The organism is Blastochloris sulfoviridis (genome assembly GCF_008630065.1).
In the GTDB taxonomy this organism is placed as follows: domain Bacteria; phylum Pseudomonadota; class Alphaproteobacteria; order Rhizobiales; family Xanthobacteraceae; genus Blastochloris; species Blastochloris sulfoviridis.
The window spans coordinates 26,706-45,212 of record NZ_VWPL01000017.1 but is presented as its reverse complement, the minus strand read 5'-3'; the positions used below and the strand labels follow the sequence as shown (position 1 = coordinate 45,212).

The window sequence follows — 18,507 nt, the reverse complement described above, 5'->3', positions numbered from 1 at the left end:
GCCGTGTCATCCCGGCTCGCGCGCCTTTCAGCCGCTTGGCCGGGACGACGACCTCTCCCTGTCGTCATCCCGGCCGAGCGTCAGCGAGAGCCGGGATCGTCATCCGAAAAAGGCACCCCATCCTGCGGGCGGCCCCGGCTCGCGCGCCTTCGGCGCTTGGCCGGGGCGACAGGGCGTCGATGGCGCTCAGTACCCCACCACGCTGCCGTGCAAATCGTAGGCGTCGGCGCGCTCGATCTTCACCGTCACGATCTCGCCGACCTTGAGCGGCCGGCGCGCGGCGACATGCACGGTGCCGTCGATCTCCGGCGCGTCGGCGGCCGAGCGGCCGACTGCACCGGACGCGGTGACGGCATCGACGATCACCTTCTGCCGGCTGCCGACCTTGCGCTTGAGCAGCTTGGCCGAGATCGCCTGCTGGGCCTCCATCAGCCGCTTGTGGCGCTGCGCCTTGACCTCGTCCGGCACCTGATCGGGCAAAGCGTTGGCGGCTGCCCCCGCCACCGGCTCGAACTTGAAGCAGCCGACCCGATCAAGCTCGGCGGCCTTCAGCCAGTCGAGCAGGAACGCGAAATCGTCCTCGGTCTCGCCGGGGAAGCCGACGATGAAGCTCGACCGGATGGCGAGGTTTGGGCAGATCTCGCGCCAGCGTTTAATGCGCTCCAGCGTCTTCTCCTGCGCCGCCGGGCGCTTCATCGCCTTCAGCACATCGGGCGCGGCGTGCTGGAACGGGATGTCGAGGTAGGGAAGCACCCTTCCTTCCGCCATCAACTCGATCACCTCGTCGACGTGCGGGTAGGGGTAGACGTAGTGCAGCCGCACCCACGCGCCGAGCGCGCCCAGCTCGCGGGCGAGATCGAGGAATTTCGCCCGCACCTCGCGGTCCTGGAAGGTCGAGGGGGCGTATTTCAGGTCGAGCCCATAGGCCGAGGTGTCCTGGCTGATGACCAGGAGCTCCTTCACGCCGGCCTTCACCAGCGCCTCCGCCTCGCGCAGCACGTCGGCAGCGGGGCGCGAGACGAGGTCGCCGCGCAGATGCGGGATGATGCAGAAGCTGCAGCGGTTGCTGCAGCCCTCCGAGATCTTGAGATACGCATAATGGCGCGGCGTCAGCCGGATACCTTGCGGCGGCACGAGATCGAGGAAGGGATCGTGCGCAGGCGCCGCGGCCTGATGGACGGCGGCCACCACCTGCTCGTACTGCTGCGGCCCGGTGACCGCCAGCACGTTGGGGAACCGCGCGAGGATGGCGTCGGGCTCGGCGCCCATGCAGCCGGTGACGATCACCCGGCCGTTCGCGGCCATCGCCTCGCCGATGGCTGAGAGCGACTCGGCCTTGGCGGAATCGAGAAAGCCACAGGTGTTGACGATGACGACGTCGGCGCCCTGGTACTTGCGCGAGAATGCGTAGCCCTCGGCGCGCAGCCGCGACAGGATGCGCTCGGAATCAACCAGCGCCTTGGGACAACCGAGAGAGACGAGCCCCACGCGCGGTGGAGGGCGGGAAGGCGTTTCATCGTGCATCAGCGGGGCTCCTGGCACTCAAAGCCTTCCGGCACTCAAAGCCTTCCGGTGCTCTAAGTCTCTGAATTATTGAAATCTCTTATGCAAAATCGGTTCCCGCTTCTGCGGAGAGTGCTCTAGCCGAGATCGTCGGGGCCGCCAAGCGTGTGCCCTCAAGCTGGGCGCCGAGGGGGCGAGGTCGCGCTGCCGGCGTGTCCTGTTCAGTCTATAATTAGTCCAAACAGGTTGTTGTTTAGAATGATGATGAGGTGCGTTTGATTGCTTGACACCGCTCCCGTAAAGGCGCGAAAGAATTGCAGTCCGCTGATGACCGAGGATGTCATGTCGGAGCCAGCCCTCACGCTAGCCGATCTTCCAAAGGGCCGCAGCGCCCTGATCAACCGCATCTCGCCCTGCCACGACGACAATGAGTCCGAGCGGCGGCTGTTGGAGATCGGTTTCGAGGAAGGCAAGACGGTGGTGGTGATGCATCGCGGCCTGCTCGGCGATCCGCTGGGCGTGCGCGTGGATCGGCAGATGATCGCGATCCGGCGGCGCGAGGCTGGGCTGATCGTCGTCACCCCGCTCGAAGCTTGACCTCACCCAACTCATGCCCCACCTACCGCGTATCGCGCTCGCCGGCGTTCCCAATTGCGGCAAGAGCGCCCTGTTCAATGGCCTCACCGGCAGCCGGCAGAAGGTCGCCAACTATGCCGGCGCCACCGTCGAGCGGCGCTGGGGCAGCGTGACGCTGGATGACGGCACCCGCTTCCACATCGTCGACCTGCCCGGCACCTACAGCCTGGATGCCGCAAGCCGCGACCAGGAGATCACCCGCGACGTGCTGCTGGGCCGGCGCGCCGACGAGGCGCCGCCGAACGCGCTGATCTGCGTCATCGATGCCACCAATCTGCGGCTGCATCTGCGGCTGGTGCTGGACGTTCAGCGCCTCGGCATTCCGTTCGTGGTGGCGCTCAACATGGTCGATCTTGCCGAGCGCAACGGCACCCGCATCGACATCGAGCGCCTGTCGCAGGAACTCGGCGCGCCGGTGATCCCCACCGTCGCGGTGCGCCGCGGCGGGCTGGAGGAACTGCGCCGCCGCCTGCCCGGCGTGCTGGACAAGATGGCGCGCCGCTCGGCCTCGTCCGACGACTACCGGCCGCTCGATGCCGCCGGCCTGCGCGCGCTGCAGCGCCGCGCCCGCGAGATCGCCAACAAGGTGGTGATCGCCGAGGGCACGGCGAGCCGCATCACCCGCCATCTCGACGCCGTTCTGCTCAACCCGGTGGTCGGGCCGCTCTTCCTCATGGCGCTGGTGTTCGTGGTGTTCCAGGCGGTGTTCGCTTGGGCCGAGGCGCCGATGGGCTGGGTCGACGACGGCGTTTCGTGGCTTGCCGAGACGGTGCGGACGCACCTGCCGGCGGGGCGGCTGAGCAGCCTGATCGCCGATGGCGCCATCGCCGGGGTGGGCAGCGTCATCGTCTTCCTGCCGCAGATCCTGATCCTGTTCTTCTTCATCCTGGTGCTGGAACAGACCGGCTACATGGCGCGCGCCGCCTTCATCATGGACCGGCTGATGGGGTCGGTCGGCCTGAATGGCCGCGCCTTCCTGCCGCTCCTGTCCAGCTTCGCCTGCGCCATCCCCGGCATCATGGCGACGCGGGTGATCGACAATCCGCGCGACCGGCTGACCACCATCCTGATCGCGCCGCTGATGACCTGCTCGGCGCGGCTGCCGATCTACACGCTGATCATCGCCGCGGTGATCCCGAACGATCCGATCGGCTGGGGCATCGGCCTGCAAGGGATGGTGCTGTTCGGGCTCTATCTCGCCGGCATCGTCAATGCGCTGGCGATGGCCGCGGTGCTGCGGCTGACCCTGACGCGCGGGCGGGCGCAGCCGTTCCTGATGGAGCTGCCGAAATACCAGCTTCCGGCGCTGCGCGACCTCGTCCTCGGCCTGCTGTCGCGGGCCAAGGCGTTCCTGGTGCGCGCCGGCACCACCATCCTTGCCGCCTCGGTGGTGCTGTGGGCGCTGGCGAGCTTCCCCGCACCGCCGGAAGGCGCCACCCAGCCGGCGATCTATTACAGCTTCGCCGCCTCGATCGGCCACGCGCTGTCCTATGTGTTCGCGCCGATCGGCTTCAACTGGGAGATCTGCATCGCGCTGGTGCCGGGCATGGCGGCGCGCGAAGTGGCGGTGGGCGCGCTCGGCACCGTCTATGCGCTGTCCGGCTCCGACACCATGGTCGCCGAAGGGTTGGTCAGTACGCTGCGCAATGCCTGGTCGATGCCGACCTCGCTCGCCTTCCTCGCCTGGTACATCTATGCGCCGATGTGCTTCTCGACGCTGGCGGTGTCGCGGCGCGAGACCAATTCGCGCGGCTGGACGGCGTTCCAGTTCGGCTATCTGCTGGTGCTGGCCTATGTCGCTGCCGGTGCCACCTACTGGATCGCCCGCGCCCTGACGTGATCGTGCCGGCTCCTGTCCAGGCCACCGGCGTTGCCGGCCGTCGCCGCGTGCCGCCGCGCCGCTTTCCGATCTGCTGACACGGTTCTCCGGCTTGATCAGCCGGAAACCGTGTGACCGCGAGACTGCGACCGCGAGGTCGTGGCAAGGGCCGCAGCTTCTATTGCTGCGGCGGCGCGGTTTCGTTTGTGCGATCCTGCGGCGGCGCGAGATCTTGCGGTGCCGTGAGATCAGGAGGCGGCGCAAGGTCCGGAGGTGGCGTGAGGTTCGCGGGCGGCAGCAGGTTCGGCGGCGGCAGATCGCTGCCGAGCGGCATCGGGATGTCGATCTGGATGGTCGAGGGGTCGACCTTCGGCAGCGCGGACTTGTAGTGCATCACCATGCCGGGGAAGAAGATCACCAGCGCCACCATGATGAGCTGGATGATCACGAACGGCACCGCGCCCCAATAGATCTGGGCGGTGGTGATGCCGGCCGTGTGCTTCCCGGTGACCCGGTCGATGAAGCTGTCCTTCGGCGCGACCGAACGCAGGAAGAACAGCGCGAAGCCGAAGGGCGGATGCAGGAAGCTGGTCTGCATGTTGATCGCCAGCATCACGCCGAGCCACACGAGATCGATGCCGAGCTTGTCGGCCACCGGCCCGATCAGCGGGATGATGATGAAGGCCAGCTCGAAATAGTCGAGGAAGAAGGCGAGGACGAAAATCAGCAGGTTGATGAACACCAGGAAGCCGGTCTCGCCGCCCGGCAGCGACGTCAGGAGCTCCTCGACCCAGCGGTGGCCATTGACGCCGTAGAAGGTGAGCGAGAACACCCGCGCGCCAAGCAGGATGAAGATGGCGAAAGCGGAGAGCTTGGCGGTGGCTTCGGTCGCGTGCTGCACCAGCCGAAAATTGAGCCGTCCCTTGAAGGCGGCGAGCAGCAGCGCGCCGGTGGCGCCCATGGCGCCGCCCTCGGTCGGCGTGGCGAGGCCGATGAAGATGGTGCCGAGCACCAGGAAGATCAGCGCCAGCGGCGGCACCATCACGAACACCACCTCCTCGGCGAGCCGCGACAGCAGCTTCAGCCGCAGCAGGCGGTTGGCGAGCGCGATCGCGAAGCCGATGATCATGGTTGCCGACAAGGTCAGCACCACATAGTCGGCGCCCGCCTTGACGGTGCTGAACGTCCGCATCAGCACGATCGCGCCGAGGGTAGAGATCACCGTCACCACCAGCAGCGACAGCCGGCGGGTCTTGCCGTCGGGATCGCGCAGCGTCTGGGCGTCGGGCGGCAGGCCGGGCGCCGCCTCGGGCTTGACCATCGAGACGATGAACACCCACAGCGCATAGAGGCTGGCCAGCACAAGGCCGGGGATGAACGCGCCCTCATACATGTCGCCGACCGGCCGCTGGAGCTGGTCGGCCATCACGATCAGCACCAGCGAGGGCGGGATGATCTGGGCCAGCGTGCCGGAGGCGGCGATGACGCCCGTGGCGATCCGCCGGTCATAGCCGTAGCGCAACATGATCGGCAACGAGATCAGCCCCATCGAGATCACGGACGCCGCGACCACGCCGGTGGTGGCGGCGAGCAGGGCGCCGACGAAGATCACCGCAAAGGCGAGACCGCCGCGCACCGGCCCGAAGAGCTGGCCGATGGTGTCGAGCAGGTCCTCGGCCATGCCCGAGCGCTCCAACACCAGCCCCATGAAGGTGAAGAACGGGATCGCCAGCAGCACGTCGTTGTTCATCGTGCCGAAGACGCGCTCGGGCAGCGCCTGCAGGAAGTCGGGCCGGAACAGGCCGAGATCGATGCCCACCAGGCCGAACAGAAGGCCGTTCGCCGCCAGCGCAAACGCGACCGGATAGCCGAGCAGCAGGAACACCACCAGCGCCGCGAACATGATCGGCGCCATGTTGTGTTCCAGGAAGCCGGCCAGATCCGCCGGAACGGCCGCCTTCGCAGGCATGACGAAATACAGCGCCAGCATGGCGAGCATCGCCAGCAGAAGCGTCACCCGGATCGTGCGTAGCAGAGCCATGGGGCACCGTAACGAGGCTTAGAGCGAGGACGAGTCTTTGGAGGCGGGTCGCTCCAGCGGGGCGGGATCCCGCGGAGAAGGATCCCGAGCAGAAGGAACCTGCGGCCCGATGGCGGAACGGTCGAGAACCGCGATGGCCGCCGGCCCTTCGCTGGCGAGGTGCGGATCGGGAATGGTGCCGGCCATGATGGCGATGCGCTTGATCAGCTCGGACAGCGCTTGCAGGAACAGAAGCACAAAGCCCGCCACCACCAGGAATTTCGCCGGCCAGATGGGAAGGCCGCCGGCATTCATCGACTGCTCGTCCACCCGGTAGGAGGACAGGAAGAACGGCACCGAGGTGACGATCATCACCAGCGTGAACGGCAGCAGGAACACCACGTGCCCGAACACGTCGATGCCGTCGCGCACCCGCTTGGGCAGTGCGTTGCTGACGATGTCGATGCGGATGTGCTCGTTGGTGAGCAGGGTCCAGGCGGCGCACAGCAGGAACACCGCGCCGAACAACTGCCATTGCAGCTCAAGCCAGGCGTTCGAGGACATGTCGAACAGCTTGCGCATCAGGGCGTTGCCGGCCGAGACGAGGATGGCCACCAGGATGAGCCAGCTTGCCGCACGGCCGATCGTGCGGTTCGCGGCGTCGACCGCGCGGCTGAAACCGAGCAGCAGCTTCATAGGCTTCGTCCCCCGCCGGCCGCCAGCGTGGCCGGCGGCGTTCGCTGTGGTTCGCTCGTACGGCGATTTGTCCCGACATCTGCGGGATGCAGGTGCCGGGAGCGCACCACAAGAGCGCCCACCAATGCCAACGACGCAGGCGGGTGCTCGAATCTCTTGAGTTATCGCATTCTCTTACGCAGAACCGGTTCCCGCCTCTGCGCCGAATGCTCCACAGCGTCCGCCGATCCGATCGAAGCCGGTGGACGCTCTAAGTGATTGAGTTGTCGCATTCTCTTCTGCAAAACCGGTATCCACTATTGCGGAGAATGCTCTAAGCGCCATGCCGGTCAGCGTCAAATCGATTCAGCCGATTGCCGCGGGGCAGGGGAGGTCAGCCGTCGAGGCCGCGGCCGATGCGCAGCGATTTGCTGATGCGGGCCACCGCCGCATCCCAGGCGGGGGCGTCGCCTTCGGGATAGCTCAGCGCGATGCAATGCTGCACACGCAGATCGCCGGTGAAATTGCAGCGGTCGTAGAAGACGACGCCGTCCTTGGTGCCGGAAATGACGAACCACGTGTCGGCGATCCGCCTATAGCTGGCGTGGGGAAGGCGGTCGGCGTGGATGTCCTCGACATAGCGCTCAGGCGTCAGGTCGAGCGCGTTGAAGGCGCCGAACACCGTCACCGTGGCGCGTCCGTCCGCGCTGGTCCAGGTGCGCCCGTCGCCGTTCGTCGGGTCGGGCATCTGCCGCGGCACGAGATGGCGCGGCACCTCGGCCGTCGTGCCGAAGCGCGGGTTCCTGTAGGTGACCCACGCATCGGCCGGCGGCTGCGCCGCCGCAGAGCCGGCGAGCAGAATGGCAAGCGCGCCGCACAGGGCGGCGATATCGGCTCTCATCGGTCTTTCCCTATTCTCAGCCGCCGGATTTCTAGGACGTCCGCCGACTCTTCGGCAAATCCGGTTTCCACATCTGCGGAGAATGCTCTAGCCGCCGGTGACGCTCATATGGCGGCCGACCGCCGATTCGGACCGCCGGCGGTCGATGACGAAGTCGTGGCCCTTGGGCTTTCGCGCGATCGCCGCGCCGATCGCGGCGTGGAGAAGCTCGTCGCCGGCCGAGGCGCGCAGCGGCGCCCTGAGGTCGGCGGCATCCTCCTGGCCGAGGCACATGAACAGCGTGCCGGTGCAGGTGACGCGCACGCGGTTGCAGCTTTCGCAGAAATTGTGGCTCAGCGGCGTGATGAAGCCGAGCCGGCCGCCGGTCTCGGCCACCTGCACGTAGCGGGCGGGGCCGCCGGTGCGGTGGGCGATGTCGGTGAGGGTGAAGCACTGGGCGAGCCGGGCGCGGACCAGAGAGAGCGGCAAATACTGGTCGAGACGGTCCCCGCCGATCTCGCCGAGCGGCATCACCTCGATCAGCGTGAGGTCCATGCCCTCGCCATGCGCCCAGCGGATCAGCTCCTCGATCTCGCCGTCATTGATGCCCTTGAGGGCGACGGTGTTGATCTTCACCGTCAGGCCGGCGGCGCGGGCCGCCTTGATGCCGGCCAGCACGGTCTCGAAGCCGCCCCAGCGGGTGATGGCGCGGAAGGTGTCGGGATTGCGGGTGTCGAGCGACACGTTGACCCGCCGGACGCCACTGTCGGCGAGGGCTGAGGCGAATTTGGCGAGCCGCGAGCCGTTGGTGGTGAGCGTCAGCTCCTCCAGCGCGCCGGTGGCGAGATGGCGCGACAGCGACGCGATCAGCGTCATCGCGTCGCGCCGCACCAGCGGCTCGCCGCCGGTCAGGCGCAGCCGCCGCACCCCCCTGGCGACGAAGGCGCTGCACAGCCGGTCGAGCTCCTCAAGCGACAGCAGCTCCTGCCGCGGCAGGAACGACATGGCCTCGCTCATGCAGTAGACGCAGCGGAAGTCGCAGCGGTCGGTCACCGACACGCGCAGGTAATGGATATGGCGGCCGAACGAGTCGACCATCGGCACCGAGGCCGGCCGCGCCATACCCATTCCCGCGTCGGGCGGGTGGTCGAGTCGCATCCCTGCTCCTCCCACGCCGGTCTATCTTGCTGGTCTTTCTCGCGGGTCTTTGTCGCCGGCCGCTTGTGATCATCTTCGTCCGGGGCGATACAGACAAGTGGATAGGTCCGCGGCACTTGCCCGCGGCACGGATGCACGGCCGCCGGGCCGGGCCCGGCAGCGGAAGGGAACGCCCGATGTCTCACGAGCCCCGCACGTCTCCAGAGTCCCTTATGTCTCAGACGGGCCGTGCCTGGCCGGTCGAACTGCGCCTGAGCAAGGACCGCCGCAACCTGACGGTCACGTTCGACGACGGCCGCAGCTTCGTCCTCGGTGCCGAATATCTGCGCGTCGAGAGCCCCTCGGCCGAGGTGCAAGGCCACACGCCGAGCGAGCGCAAGACCGTTGCCGGCAAGATCGATGTGGCGATTGCCGAGATCCAGCCGGTCGGCAATTACGCGGTCCGCCTCGTCTTCGACGACGGGCATTCCACCGGCCTCTATGCCTGGAGCTTCCTCGCGGAGCTGGGCGAAGAGCACGGCGAGCGCTGGCAGCGCTATCTGGCCGAATTGGCCGCCAAGGGCCTGTCGCGCGAGCGCAGGTGATTGCGCGGGCGATGCCGGTGATACGGAGTTCGGCCGCGTTTCCAAGCGGTCTCCGAGCCCCGCCGCACGATCGCCGCGAGCCCGAATGCACGCCCCCGTGCGAATGGCAGGATTTGCGGCGACCGGGCGTCGTCGCTCATGGCGGGATCATCCCGAAGCCGCAGGGCGTGTCGCAGGATCACTTGTCCCGGGGCGCGGCGCGAGGCATAGGTGTGCGTGATGCGGCACCTCCTGATACTCTTCCTTTCGCTGGTGGCGGTTTCGGCCGCCGAGGCGCAGCCGCGCCCGCCCGGCGGGCTGATCAACCGGTCCGGGCCGCCGCCGCCGCAGCGCGGCTGGTTCTTCTTCGACCTGTTTGCGCCGCGGCGTCCGCCACCGCCGCCGATGAACCTGAAGGAGCGTCCGCAATCGACGCCGCGCAAGCCGTCGCCGTCCGGGCGCAGCGCCAGCGGTGGAGCGGCCGGGGGCGCCGCCGCGCGGCCGCCGGGCGAGAGCGAGGAGGCCAAGCCTGCCATGCCGGCCTCGGTGCCGCCGCCCTATGAGGGCGACCTGCTGCGCATCGCCGAGATCATGGGCGCGCTGCATTATCTGCGCCCGCTGTGCGGGGCTTCGGAAGGACAGCGCTGGCGCAACGAGATGCAGGCGCTGATCGAGGCGGAGGCCCCGACCGAGGACCGCAAGGAGACGCTGACGCGCGGCTTCAACAATGGCTATGTCGCGTTCGAGCGCTCCTACCGCACATGCACCCCGGCGGCCAATCTCGCCGTCCAGCGCTATCTGACCGAGGGCTCCAAGCTCGCCCACGACATCGTCGCCCGCTACGGCAACTGATGCGGATTCCGGTGGATCACGTCGTGATCCCGGAAATGCAAGCGCCAAAGATTTTGATCGAAAAGGGATTTTTCGGCGACGGGGCGACGGGATTGCGAGCCTTGAGGCCGGATTTCGCATGACCGGTAAAATCCGGCGGTTAGCGTTAACCTTCTCGAATAGATTTATTAATAGTTTCTTCAGGATCGCCGCGACGGCCGCGCGGGACGTGCTAGCGTGTGCCCCGTTCTGCCCCAGGGGGGCTGCGGAGAAGTGCTGTCGTGTCCGAACCTTCCGAAAGCGTATCCCATGCGGCCGAGGCCGTCGCCGATGCCGAGCAGCGCCGGGCAGCGCTGACCTATCTTGGCGAGGCATGGGACGAGGCGACGGTGGACGGGCTCGACCCGGACTGCCTCGTCCAGGCAGCGATCTTCCTGGCGTTCCAGGAGCTTGTCGCGGTCTATGGGGAGCAGCCGGCAGCCAGTTTCGCCGAAGGCCTGGCCGCGCGGGTGCGTGCCGGCGAGTACACGGTGTACCGCGTCCAGCAGTGAGGCGCTTTCCGGCGGATCGAGCCGGAAGGCCGTGCTCGCAAATTGGACTTCCTTCGCAAAGTGGACTTCCTTCGCAAAGTGGACTTCCTTCGCAAAGTGGACTTCGGGCGCGAGGCATTCGCGCACGAATGCCTCGCTGACGCCACGCCGGTGCGCTAACCACCGCGCATGATCCGAGTCTGCGCCGCCTCCCTGATTCGCCGGTTCCGTGTGCTGTCTGTGCTGCTCGCCGCGAGCGCGGTGCTGGCGGCCGGGAGTGTCTTGGTGCACAACTCGGCCTTGGCTCAGAACAAGGTGCGCACCGAGACCATCCAGGTTACGCCCCAGGTTACGCCGCCCGGTAACGCCGCGACGCCGGCCAGCGGCAATACGGCGCGGTCGCAGGCCCCGGCCAATGGCGCCCACGCCGTGCGGCCGGGCGATACCAAGGGCGGTGAGAGCGCGCCGCCGGAAGTGATCACCGACTCCGCCCGCCTGCCCGAGCCGGTGGCGCGCATGCGGGCCCGCATCCTGGAGGCGGCGAGGAGCGGCAGCCTGGAGAAGGTGGCCACGGTGATGCAGTCGAACGAGCTGATGCCGATCTTCACCTTCGGCAACGACCGCGACCCCCTGGCGCTTTGGCAGGCCGCCTTTCCCGATTCCAAGGGCGTGGAGGTCCTCGGCATCCTGCTCGACGTGATGGAGGCGCCCTTCGTCCATGTCGATCAGGGCACGCCGCAGGAAATGTTCATCTGGCCGTATTTCGCGCGCTACCCGATCCGCAATCTCGACCCCGAGCAGCTGGTCGAGCTGTTCCGCATTGTCACCGGCTCCGACTATCGCGAGATGGTGGAGTTCGGCGCCTACGCCTTCTATCGCGTCGGCATCGCGCCGGACGGGGTGTGGCACTTCTTCGTGGCCGGCGAGTAGCGCGCGGCCCGCGGGACGGCATTGCGGTCCTGCGAAATAATGCAATAAAACAACAGCTTGAAGCCCGATGGGAGGAGCCGATGTTCGCCACCATCCTCACCAACCGTGCCGTGGTCGCCGTTGGCGGCGAGGAGGCGCGCAGCTTTCTCGACCGGCTCCTGACCAACAGCCTGGCAGGCGTGTCGCCGCAGCGGGCCTGCCACGCGGCGCTGCTGACGCCGCAGGGCAAGATGGTGGCCGAGGCGATCGTCAGCGAGATCGCGGCCGAGGAGGGCGGCGGCTTCCTGCTCGACGTCGCGCGCTCGCAGGTGGACGAGCTTGTCGCCAAGCTCGGCCTCTACCGCCTGCGCGCCAAGGTGACGGTCGCCGAGGTCGGCGGCGAGGCCGTGGTGGTGGCACTGTGGGGCGAGGGGGCGCCGGGCACGCTGTCGCACGCGGTGGCCGATCCACGCCTGCCGGCGCTCGGCTATCGCGCGGTGATCGACCGCGAGGGCGCCGAGGACGCGCTGATCGACGCCGGTGCGACGCTGGAGGACGAGCGCGCCTTTCACCGCCACCGCATCGCGCTCGGGGTTCCCGAGCCGGGCCTCGATTATGTGCTGAGCGAGACCTTTCCGCACGAGGCGGACATGGACCAGCTCGCCGGTATCGACTTCAGGAAGGGCTGCTTCATCGGCCAGGAGGTGGTGGCGCGCATGCAGCACCGCGGCACGGCGCGCACCCGCGTGGTGCCGGTGGTGGCGGCCGATGGCGGCTTTCTCCCCGAGGGCGGCCTGCCGGTGCTGGCGGGCGAGAAGACGGTGGGCACCATGGGCTCGGCGGTGGAGGGGCGGGGGCTTGCGCTGCTGCGGCTCGACCGGGTGGCCGATGCGCTGGCCGCCGGCCTGCCGCTGGTCTGCGGCGGGGTGCACCTGACGCCGGTCAAGCCGGACTGGGCGACCTTCGCGTTCCCCGGGGAGGGGTGAGGGCTCTGGACGAGGTGAATTCGGATGGCGGGATGGGTCTATATCCTCTCCAACCGTCCGAACGGCACGCTCTATGTCGGCGTGACCAGTGACCTGATCCGCCGCGTCTGGCAGCACAAGACGCATGTCGTTGCGGGCTTCACGGCTCGCTATGACCTGCACCGCCTGGTCTATTTCGAGGAGTTCTCGACGCTGCCGGACGCAATCCAGCGCGAGAAGAACATCAAGCATTGGCCCAGGGCCTGGAAGGTTCGCCTGATCCACGTCGTGAACCCGGACTGGGACGATTTGTACGAAACTCTGATCTGATCGAATTCAGAAAAAGGAAGTCGTGGATGGCCGGGACAAGCCCGGCCATGACGAGGATAACAGTTGACGTGTATAAATTTCAGGCGTTCGAGTGTTTCAAAAAAATGAACGCCGCTGCAACACCGTCATGGCCGGGCTTGTCCCGGCCATCCACGTCTTGAAAGCTGGTCGAAAAAACCATGTATGACAGAACAGTGTAGCGTATTCCGCCACGGTTTCCTGACGCTATATTGGCGCAATACGCTTTCGCTATTGCACCCTACGGGCTTTGTCATCCCGGGCGAGCGTGAGCGAGAGCCGGGATCGTCATCCGAAAATGGCCCCCTTCCTGCGCACGGTCCCGGCTCGGCGCTACGCGCCGTCCGGGACGACGTGAAACAGCGGACGATCGCGGGCCTGCGGCCCTTGCCCGGGACGACGAGGCTCAGGTCATTGGATGCGCTTCACACGTGCTGGCCGCCATTGATCATGATCTCGGCGCCGTTCACGTAGGACGACCACTCGGTGCACAGCACATAGATGATCTTGGCCACCTCGTCGGGCGTGCCGAGCCGCTGCATCGGGATCTGCTCCTCGACGATCTTCTCGGTGCCCGGCGACAGGATCGAGGTGTCGATCTCGCCTGGGGCGATGGCGTTGACGCGCACGCCGAGCGGGCCGAAATCGGCGGCCATCTCGCGGGTCAGCGACGCCAGCGCCGCCTTGGAGGTCGCATAGGCGGCGCCGGCGAACGGGTGGACGCGCGCGCCGGCGATCGAGGTGACGTTGACCACCGCGCCCTGGCCGGCCTTCAGCTCCTCCACCAGGCCGCGCGCCAGCATGATGGGCGCGAAGAAGTTCACCTGGAACACGCTGCGCCACATGTCGAGCGCCGAATCCATGGTGCCGAGCCGCGCCCCGCCCGTGCCCTTGGGCGAGATCGCGGCATTGTTGACCAGCGCGTGCAACTCGCCGGCCGGCAGGCGGGCGCGGATCTCGCCGATCGCCCGCTGCGTGTCGTCGGGATCGCCGAGATCGACCTGGATGTGGTCCTCCGGCCCCATCGCCCACGGGCACTCCTCCGGGAAGGGGTGGCGCGAGCAGGTGATGACGCGCCAGCCGGCGGCGCCGAAGCGCTTCACCGTGGCGTGGCCGATGCCACGCGAGGCGCCGGTGAGCAGAAGCGTGCGGCCCGGCTGGTTGGACTGGGAGAAACTCATCGGACGCTCCGGCGGGCTGGCGATCGGGCAGGATCGCGCAGCGGCAACACTAAGGTTGGAACACCAGAGAATCCGCCGATCCGATCGGATCGAGCGGACGCTCCAAGGTCTTGGTTTATCGCATTCTCTTTCGCAAGACCGGTACTCGCTTCTGCGGAGAATGCTCTAGGGGTAGAGACGGCTCTTCTGCCAGCCTCCATCGGCCTGCCGGCGGAACTGGAGGCGATCGTGGAGGCGGAAGGGCCGATCATGCCAGAATTCTATCGATACCGGCAGGATTCGATAGCCGGTCCAGTGCGGCGGGCGGGGCACCTCGCCGATGGCGTAGCGGGCGGTGAAGATGGCCACCGACTTCTCCAGCGCCAGCCGGCTCTCCAGCGGCCGCGACTGCGCTGACGCCCAGGCGCCGATGCGCGAGCCGCGCGGGCGCGTGGCGAAATAGGCGTCGGCCTCGGCGTCGCTCACCCGCTCCACCGGCCCGCGCACGCGCACCTGCCGGTGCAGGCTCTTCCAGTGGAACACCACCGCCGCCTTGGGCTGGCCGTCGAGCTCGCGACCCTTCTGGCTCTCGGTGTTGGTGTAGAAGACGAAGCCGCGGTCATCGACTCCCTTCAGCAGCACCATGCGCACATTGGGCAGGCCGTCTGCATCGACGGTGGCCAGCGCCATGGCGGTGGGGTCGTTCGGCTCGCTCGCTTCCGCATCGGTAAGCCACGCCTGGAACAGGCGAAACGGCTCGTCGGCCGCGGTGAAATCACCAGTCGTTAACCAGGATGGCGTTTCCATTTGCACCGGTCTCGCGTGTGCGGAGTGAAGCGATTCGTGGTTGCCAGCGGTGCGTACGAGCCGGCGCGGCTTTATAGTCGAGCGCGGCGGGAGGAGAAAACCGCGCGTTCGTGCCGGCGCCTCGGCGCCGCCGCGATGGCTGTCGGGCTCGGGCTGCTGCTGTCCGGCTGCGCCGCCATTTCCATCCCGATGGGCGGGCTGTTCGGCGACGATGCCGACGACACGACCGTCACCGGCTCGGTGAAGACGCCGCCGGCGCTGACGCCGGTGCCCGACATGGACTGGCGCGCCGCCCGCGGTGCGCTGAGCCAGGCGATGAGCCGCACCGACGCCGGCGCCAGCGTGATGTGGGACAATCCGCTCACCGGTGCGCGCGGCAGCATCACGCCGCTGTCGGCTGCGGTGGCCTCGGCGGCGGGAAAGACCTGCCGCACCTTCCTGCTGTCGCGCGTCTTCGGCGACAATGAAACGTGGCACCAGGGCGAGGCCTGCCTCAACGGCAAGCACGGCTGGAAGGTGCAGGCGGTGCGGCCGCTCGCCGTCAAGACCTAGAGCGCCATCCGATCTGACCGCATCAGATCGGATGCCCTAGGTTATTGGGATTTCGCATTTTCTTACGCAAAACCGGTTCCCACTTTTGCGGAAAATGCTATGGGCGCTCGTCGCAGCGGGATGCCGCAGCCGGGCGCAAACCGTTGTATCCTGCCGCGGCAGTCCCCACCTTCAGGGTGAGCGAGGCGAAGCCTCGGCGGGCCTGAACGGACGCCGGGAGCTTCGGCATACGATCGCGGGAGAAGACAAAGGATGCGCGACCCTTACGACGTGCTCGGCGTCGGCCGCAAGGCGACGCACGATGAGCTGAAGAAAGCGTATCGCAAGCTCGCCAAGAAGCTGCACCCGGACGCCAACAAGACCGACCCCAACGCGGCGACCCAGTTCGCCGAACTCAACAGCGCCTACGAGATCCTCGGCGACGAGACCAAGCGCAAGCAGTTCGACCGCGGCGAAATCGACGCCGAAGGCAAGCCGCGCTTCCACGGCTTCGAGGGGGTTCATCCCGGCGCCGGTGGGCGCGGCCAAGGCGGATTCAACCCCGGTTTCGGCGGCTTCGGCGGGCCGGCGGGTGGCTTCGAGACCTTCACCTTCGGCCCCGACGGCGTGCGCCGCGCCGGCCGCGGCGCCGGGCCGGGCGGCATGGAGGACATACTGGGCGACATCTTCGGCGCCTTCGGCGGCCGGGGCGGGCCGCAGGGCGGCCCCCAGGGGGGCTTCCAGGGCGGCTTCGGCCAGGCGACCGGCCGCGGCGAGGACGTCACCGTCCAGGTGACGGTGACCATGGCGGAGGCGGCCAAGGGCGCCAAGACGCGCGTGTCGCTGCCCACCGGCAAGGAGGTCGAGGTGACGATTCCGGCCGGCATCACCTCCGGCCAGACGGTGCGGCTGCGTGGCCTCGGCCAGGCCAGCCCGCTGCGCCAGGGCCAGCCCGGCGATGCGCTGGTCACGGTGGAGGTTGCGCCCCACCCGACGCTGAAGCCCGACGGCGCCGATCTGCGCACCGAGGCGGCGGTGCCGCTCGCCGATGCGGTGCTGGGCGGCAAGGTGCGGGTCGACACGCTCGAGGGCGCGGTGGAGCTGACCGTGCCGCCGATGAGTTCGAGCGGCCGCACCCTGCGGCTGCGCGGACGCGGCCTGCCCAACCCTTCGGGCGGGGCCGGCGACCTGCTGGTGACGCTCAAGATCGCGCTGCCCGATGCCGCCGACCCGGAGCTTGACGCCCTGATGCGCAAGTGGCGCGCGCAGGCGCTGTGAGTTGCGCTGCGCGCGACGGCACCCTGAGCGTGTCAGGTCCGCAAGCGGACGAAAGTCTATCCACTGCCGGATATGCGCTCGCTCGATCGCGGCTTGCTGCCGCCTGAGCGGCCGTGCCATAGGGAGGCGGTTACGGCGGAGGCTGACATGAGTGGTGGTTCGGGCGTGATGAAGGGCCGGCGCGGCCTCGTGATGGGGGTCGCCAACAACCGGTCGATCGCCTGGGGCATTGCCAAATCCTGCCATGCGCAGGGGGCGGAACTCGCCTTCACCTATCAGGGTGAGGCGCTGGAGAAGCGGGTGCGGCCGCTGGCGGCAGAACTCGATGCGGCCGTGGTCGGCCATTGCGACGTCACCGATCCGGCGACCATCGACCAGGTGTTCGAGGAGGTGAAGCGGGTTTGGGGCGGGCTCGACTTCCTGGTCCACTGCATCGCGTTCTCCGACAAGGATGAGCTCACCGGCCGCTACATCGAGACCTCGGCGGACAACTTCAACAAGTCGCTGTTCATCAGCTGCTACTCCTTCACCGCCATCGCTCAGCGGGCGGAAAAGCTGATGCAGTCCGGCGGCGCCATGCTGACGCTGACCTATTACGGCGCCGAGAAGTGGATGCCGCATTACAACGTGATGGGCGTGGCCAAGGCGGCGCTGGAGGCCTCGGTGCGCTATCTCGCCGCCGACCTCGGCCCCACCGGCATCCGCGTCAACGCGGTCTCGGCCGGGCCGATCAAGACGCTCGCCGCCTCCGGCATCGGCGACTTCCGCTACATCCTGAAATGGAACGAGCTGAACTCGCCGCTGCGCCGCACCGTCACCATTGATGAGGTGGGCGACGTCGGCATGTATCTGGTGTCGGACCTGTCGCGCGGCGTCACCGGCGAGATCCACCATGTCGATGCCGGCTACCACGTCGTCGGCATGAAGAACCCCGACGCGCCGGACCTGACCCTGGCCAAGGACTGACGCGGTCCGTCGGACCCTGCGCAACGGACACGAGCCTTGCGCAGGAGTTGCACGTCTTGCATAGGACCGGCACCCCCTCGCGGACGATGCTCTACCTCATCCGCCACGGCGAAACCGACTGGAACCGCGAAGGCCGCCTGCAGGGGCGGCGCGACATTTCGCTCAATCCCACCGGACGCCGGCAGGCCGCCGAATCGGCACGCCGGCTGGCGGGCGTCGTGCCGCCGGCCGCCCTCGCGTCCGTCGCGTTCGTCGCCAGCCCGCTGGTGCGGGCGCGCGAGACGATGGAGCTTCTGCGCGCAACGCTCGGCCTGACGCCGGAAGCCTATGCGGTGGATGCGCGGCTTGCCGAGCTGTCGTTCGGGCGCTGGGAGGGGCTGACCTGGCCCGAGATCCGTGCCGCCGATCCCGCCGGTGCCACCGCCCGCGACCGCAGCACCTGGACCCACACGCCGCCGGGCGGGGAGAGCTACGTCGACCTTGCCGATCGCCTGGAGCGCTGGTGCGAGACGCTGGCCGGCGACGCCGTGGTGGTGAGCCATGGCGGGGTGACGCGGGCGCTGCTGGTGCTGTTCGGCAGCATGACCGCCAGCGAGGCGTGCCGGTTCAACGTGCCGCAGAATCGCGTCTGCGTGGTCGGCGAGGGCTGGGCCGAGTGGCGGTGAGGGCGGTGTAAGCTCTCGCTTGAGGCATGTAAGGCATCGCCTTACGCTACCGAAACATGATCCGCTCATTCCGGAGCGAGGGGCTGGAGCGGTTTGCCGCGACCGGCGACGTCTCCAAGCTGAGCGTGCAGAACCCGGCACGGCTTCGGCGCATTCTGCTGGCGCTGGATGCGGCGAGCCGGCCAGAGCAACTGAATATCCCCGGCCTGCGCTTTCATGCTCTGAAGGGCGGCGAGAAGGGCCGCTACGCGCTCGATGCCAGT

Annotated in this window: 19 protein-coding genes and 1 pseudogene; 13 read left to right on the top strand and 7 right to left on the bottom strand. The window is 67.9% G+C overall.

The window, feature by feature from the left end; genetic code table 11:
• Positions 1-186 precede the first annotated feature (186 nt).
• Entirely contained in the window at positions 187-1,524 is a 1,338-nt protein-coding gene (rimO, locus tag F1193_RS10760; protein WP_150097684.1) for a 30S ribosomal protein S12 methylthiotransferase RimO, read from the bottom strand.
• A 306-nt stretch (positions 1,525-1,830) separates the two neighbouring features.
• Here rimO and F1193_RS10755 point away from each other — a divergent pair, with 306 nt between their 5' ends.
• Positions 1,831-2,100 (top strand): FeoA family protein, encoded by a 270-nt coding sequence (locus F1193_RS10755; protein WP_150097683.1) that lies wholly within the window; start codon positions 1,831-1,833, stop codon positions 2,098-2,100.
• 13 nt (positions 2,101-2,113) lie between these two features.
• Positions 2,114-3,979 (top strand): ferrous iron transporter B, encoded by a 1,866-nt coding sequence (gene feoB, locus F1193_RS10750; RefSeq protein WP_150097682.1) that lies wholly within the window; start codon positions 2,114-2,116, stop codon positions 3,977-3,979.
• Positions 3,980-4,136: 157 nt separating this feature from the next.
• Here feoB and F1193_RS10745 read toward each other — a convergent pair whose 3' ends face one another.
• The 4 genes from F1193_RS10745 to moaA form a co-directional block, all read right to left on the bottom strand.
• Positions 4,137-5,897, bottom strand: coding sequence for a TRAP transporter large permease (locus tag F1193_RS10745; RefSeq protein WP_150097716.1), 1,761 nt, complete (start codon positions 5,895-5,897; stop codon positions 4,137-4,139).
• 120 nt (positions 5,898-6,017) lie between these two features.
• Entirely contained in the window at positions 6,018-6,674 is a 657-nt protein-coding gene (locus F1193_RS10740) for a TRAP transporter small permease subunit (protein ID WP_150097681.1), read from the bottom strand.
• 373 nt (positions 6,675-7,047) lie between these two features.
• A complete protein-coding gene (locus tag F1193_RS10735) occupies positions 7,048-7,554 on the bottom strand; it encodes a hypothetical protein (RefSeq protein WP_150097680.1) in 507 nt (168 codons plus the stop codon).
• Positions 7,555-7,641: 87 nt separating this feature from the next.
• Positions 7,642-8,661 carry a GTP 3',8-cyclase MoaA gene (moaA, locus tag F1193_RS10730; RefSeq protein WP_210247354.1) on the bottom strand — a complete coding sequence of 340 codons (1,020 nt, stop codon included), beginning with the start codon at positions 8,659-8,661 and terminating at the stop codon, positions 7,642-7,644.
• A gap of 242 nt (positions 8,662-8,903) precedes the next feature.
• Between moaA and F1193_RS10725 the strand changes: the two genes are divergently transcribed.
• The 6 genes from F1193_RS10725 to F1193_RS10700 all read left to right on the top strand — a co-directional run bounded on the left by F1193_RS10725 (position 8,904) and on the right by F1193_RS10700 (position 12,819).
• Positions 8,904-9,275, top strand: coding sequence for a gamma-butyrobetaine hydroxylase family protein (locus F1193_RS10725; protein ID WP_150097679.1), 372 nt, complete (start codon positions 8,904-8,906; stop codon positions 9,273-9,275).
• 219 nt (positions 9,276-9,494) lie between these two features.
• Complete coding sequence (locus F1193_RS10720) at positions 9,495-10,106, top strand: TIGR02301 family protein (RefSeq protein ID WP_246164310.1); 612 nt, start codon at positions 9,495-9,497, stop codon at positions 10,104-10,106.
• Between the two features lie 260 nt (positions 10,107-10,366).
• On the top strand, positions 10,367-10,636 hold the full coding sequence (locus tag F1193_RS10715; RefSeq protein ID WP_150097678.1) for a hypothetical protein: 270 nt from the start codon (positions 10,367-10,369) through the stop codon (positions 10,634-10,636).
• A 168-nt stretch (positions 10,637-10,804) separates the two neighbouring features.
• Positions 10,805-11,545, top strand: a complete 741-nt coding sequence (locus tag F1193_RS10710) for a hypothetical protein (RefSeq protein ID WP_210247352.1) — start codon at positions 10,805-10,807, stop codon at positions 11,543-11,545.
• 80 nt (positions 11,546-11,625) lie between these two features.
• Entirely contained in the window at positions 11,626-12,510 is an 885-nt protein-coding gene (gene ygfZ, locus F1193_RS10705; RefSeq protein WP_150097677.1) for a CAF17-like 4Fe-4S cluster assembly/insertion protein YgfZ, read from the top strand.
• A 24-nt stretch (positions 12,511-12,534) separates the two neighbouring features.
• A complete protein-coding gene (locus tag F1193_RS10700; protein WP_150097676.1) occupies positions 12,535-12,819 on the top strand; it encodes a GIY-YIG nuclease family protein in 285 nt (94 codons plus the stop codon).
• Positions 12,820-13,262: 443 nt separating this feature from the next.
• On the opposite strand, the gene F1193_RS10695 is transcribed toward F1193_RS10700, so the two are convergent.
• Together F1193_RS10695 and pdxH are read right to left on the bottom strand one after the other, a co-directional pair.
• Entirely contained in the window at positions 13,263-14,018 is a 756-nt protein-coding gene (locus F1193_RS10695) for an SDR family NAD(P)-dependent oxidoreductase (RefSeq protein WP_150097675.1), read from the bottom strand.
• Positions 14,019-14,183: 165 nt separating this feature from the next.
• Positions 14,184-14,804 (bottom strand): pyridoxamine 5'-phosphate oxidase, encoded by a 621-nt coding sequence (gene pdxH / locus F1193_RS10690; RefSeq protein WP_150097674.1) that lies wholly within the window; start codon positions 14,802-14,804, stop codon positions 14,184-14,186.
• 135 nt (positions 14,805-14,939) lie between these two features.
• Between pdxH and F1193_RS10685 the strand changes: the two genes are divergently transcribed.
• The 5 genes and pseudogenes from F1193_RS10685 to F1193_RS10665 all read left to right on the top strand — a co-directional run.
• Positions 14,940-15,356 (top strand): RT0821/Lpp0805 family surface protein, encoded by a 417-nt coding sequence (locus F1193_RS10685; protein ID WP_150097673.1) that lies wholly within the window; start codon positions 14,940-14,942, stop codon positions 15,354-15,356.
• A gap of 252 nt (positions 15,357-15,608) precedes the next feature.
• Positions 15,609-16,613, top strand: a complete 1,005-nt coding sequence (locus tag F1193_RS10680) for a DnaJ C-terminal domain-containing protein (protein WP_150097672.1) — start codon at positions 15,609-15,611, stop codon at positions 16,611-16,613.
• Between the two features lie 147 nt (positions 16,614-16,760).
• Complete coding sequence (gene fabI / locus F1193_RS10675; protein WP_210247351.1) at positions 16,761-17,579, top strand: enoyl-ACP reductase FabI; 819 nt, start codon at positions 16,761-16,763, stop codon at positions 17,577-17,579.
• A 56-nt stretch (positions 17,580-17,635) separates the two neighbouring features.
• Positions 17,636-18,244 carry a histidine phosphatase family protein gene (locus tag F1193_RS10670; RefSeq protein WP_246164309.1) on the top strand — a complete coding sequence of 203 codons (609 nt, stop codon included), beginning with the start codon at positions 17,636-17,638 and terminating at the stop codon, positions 18,242-18,244.
• 56 nt (positions 18,245-18,300) lie between these two features.
• Positions 18,301-18,495, top strand: a pseudogene (locus F1193_RS10665) (type II toxin-antitoxin system RelE/ParE family toxin); the annotation flags it as partial.
• Positions 18,496-18,507: the final 12 nt, after the last annotated feature.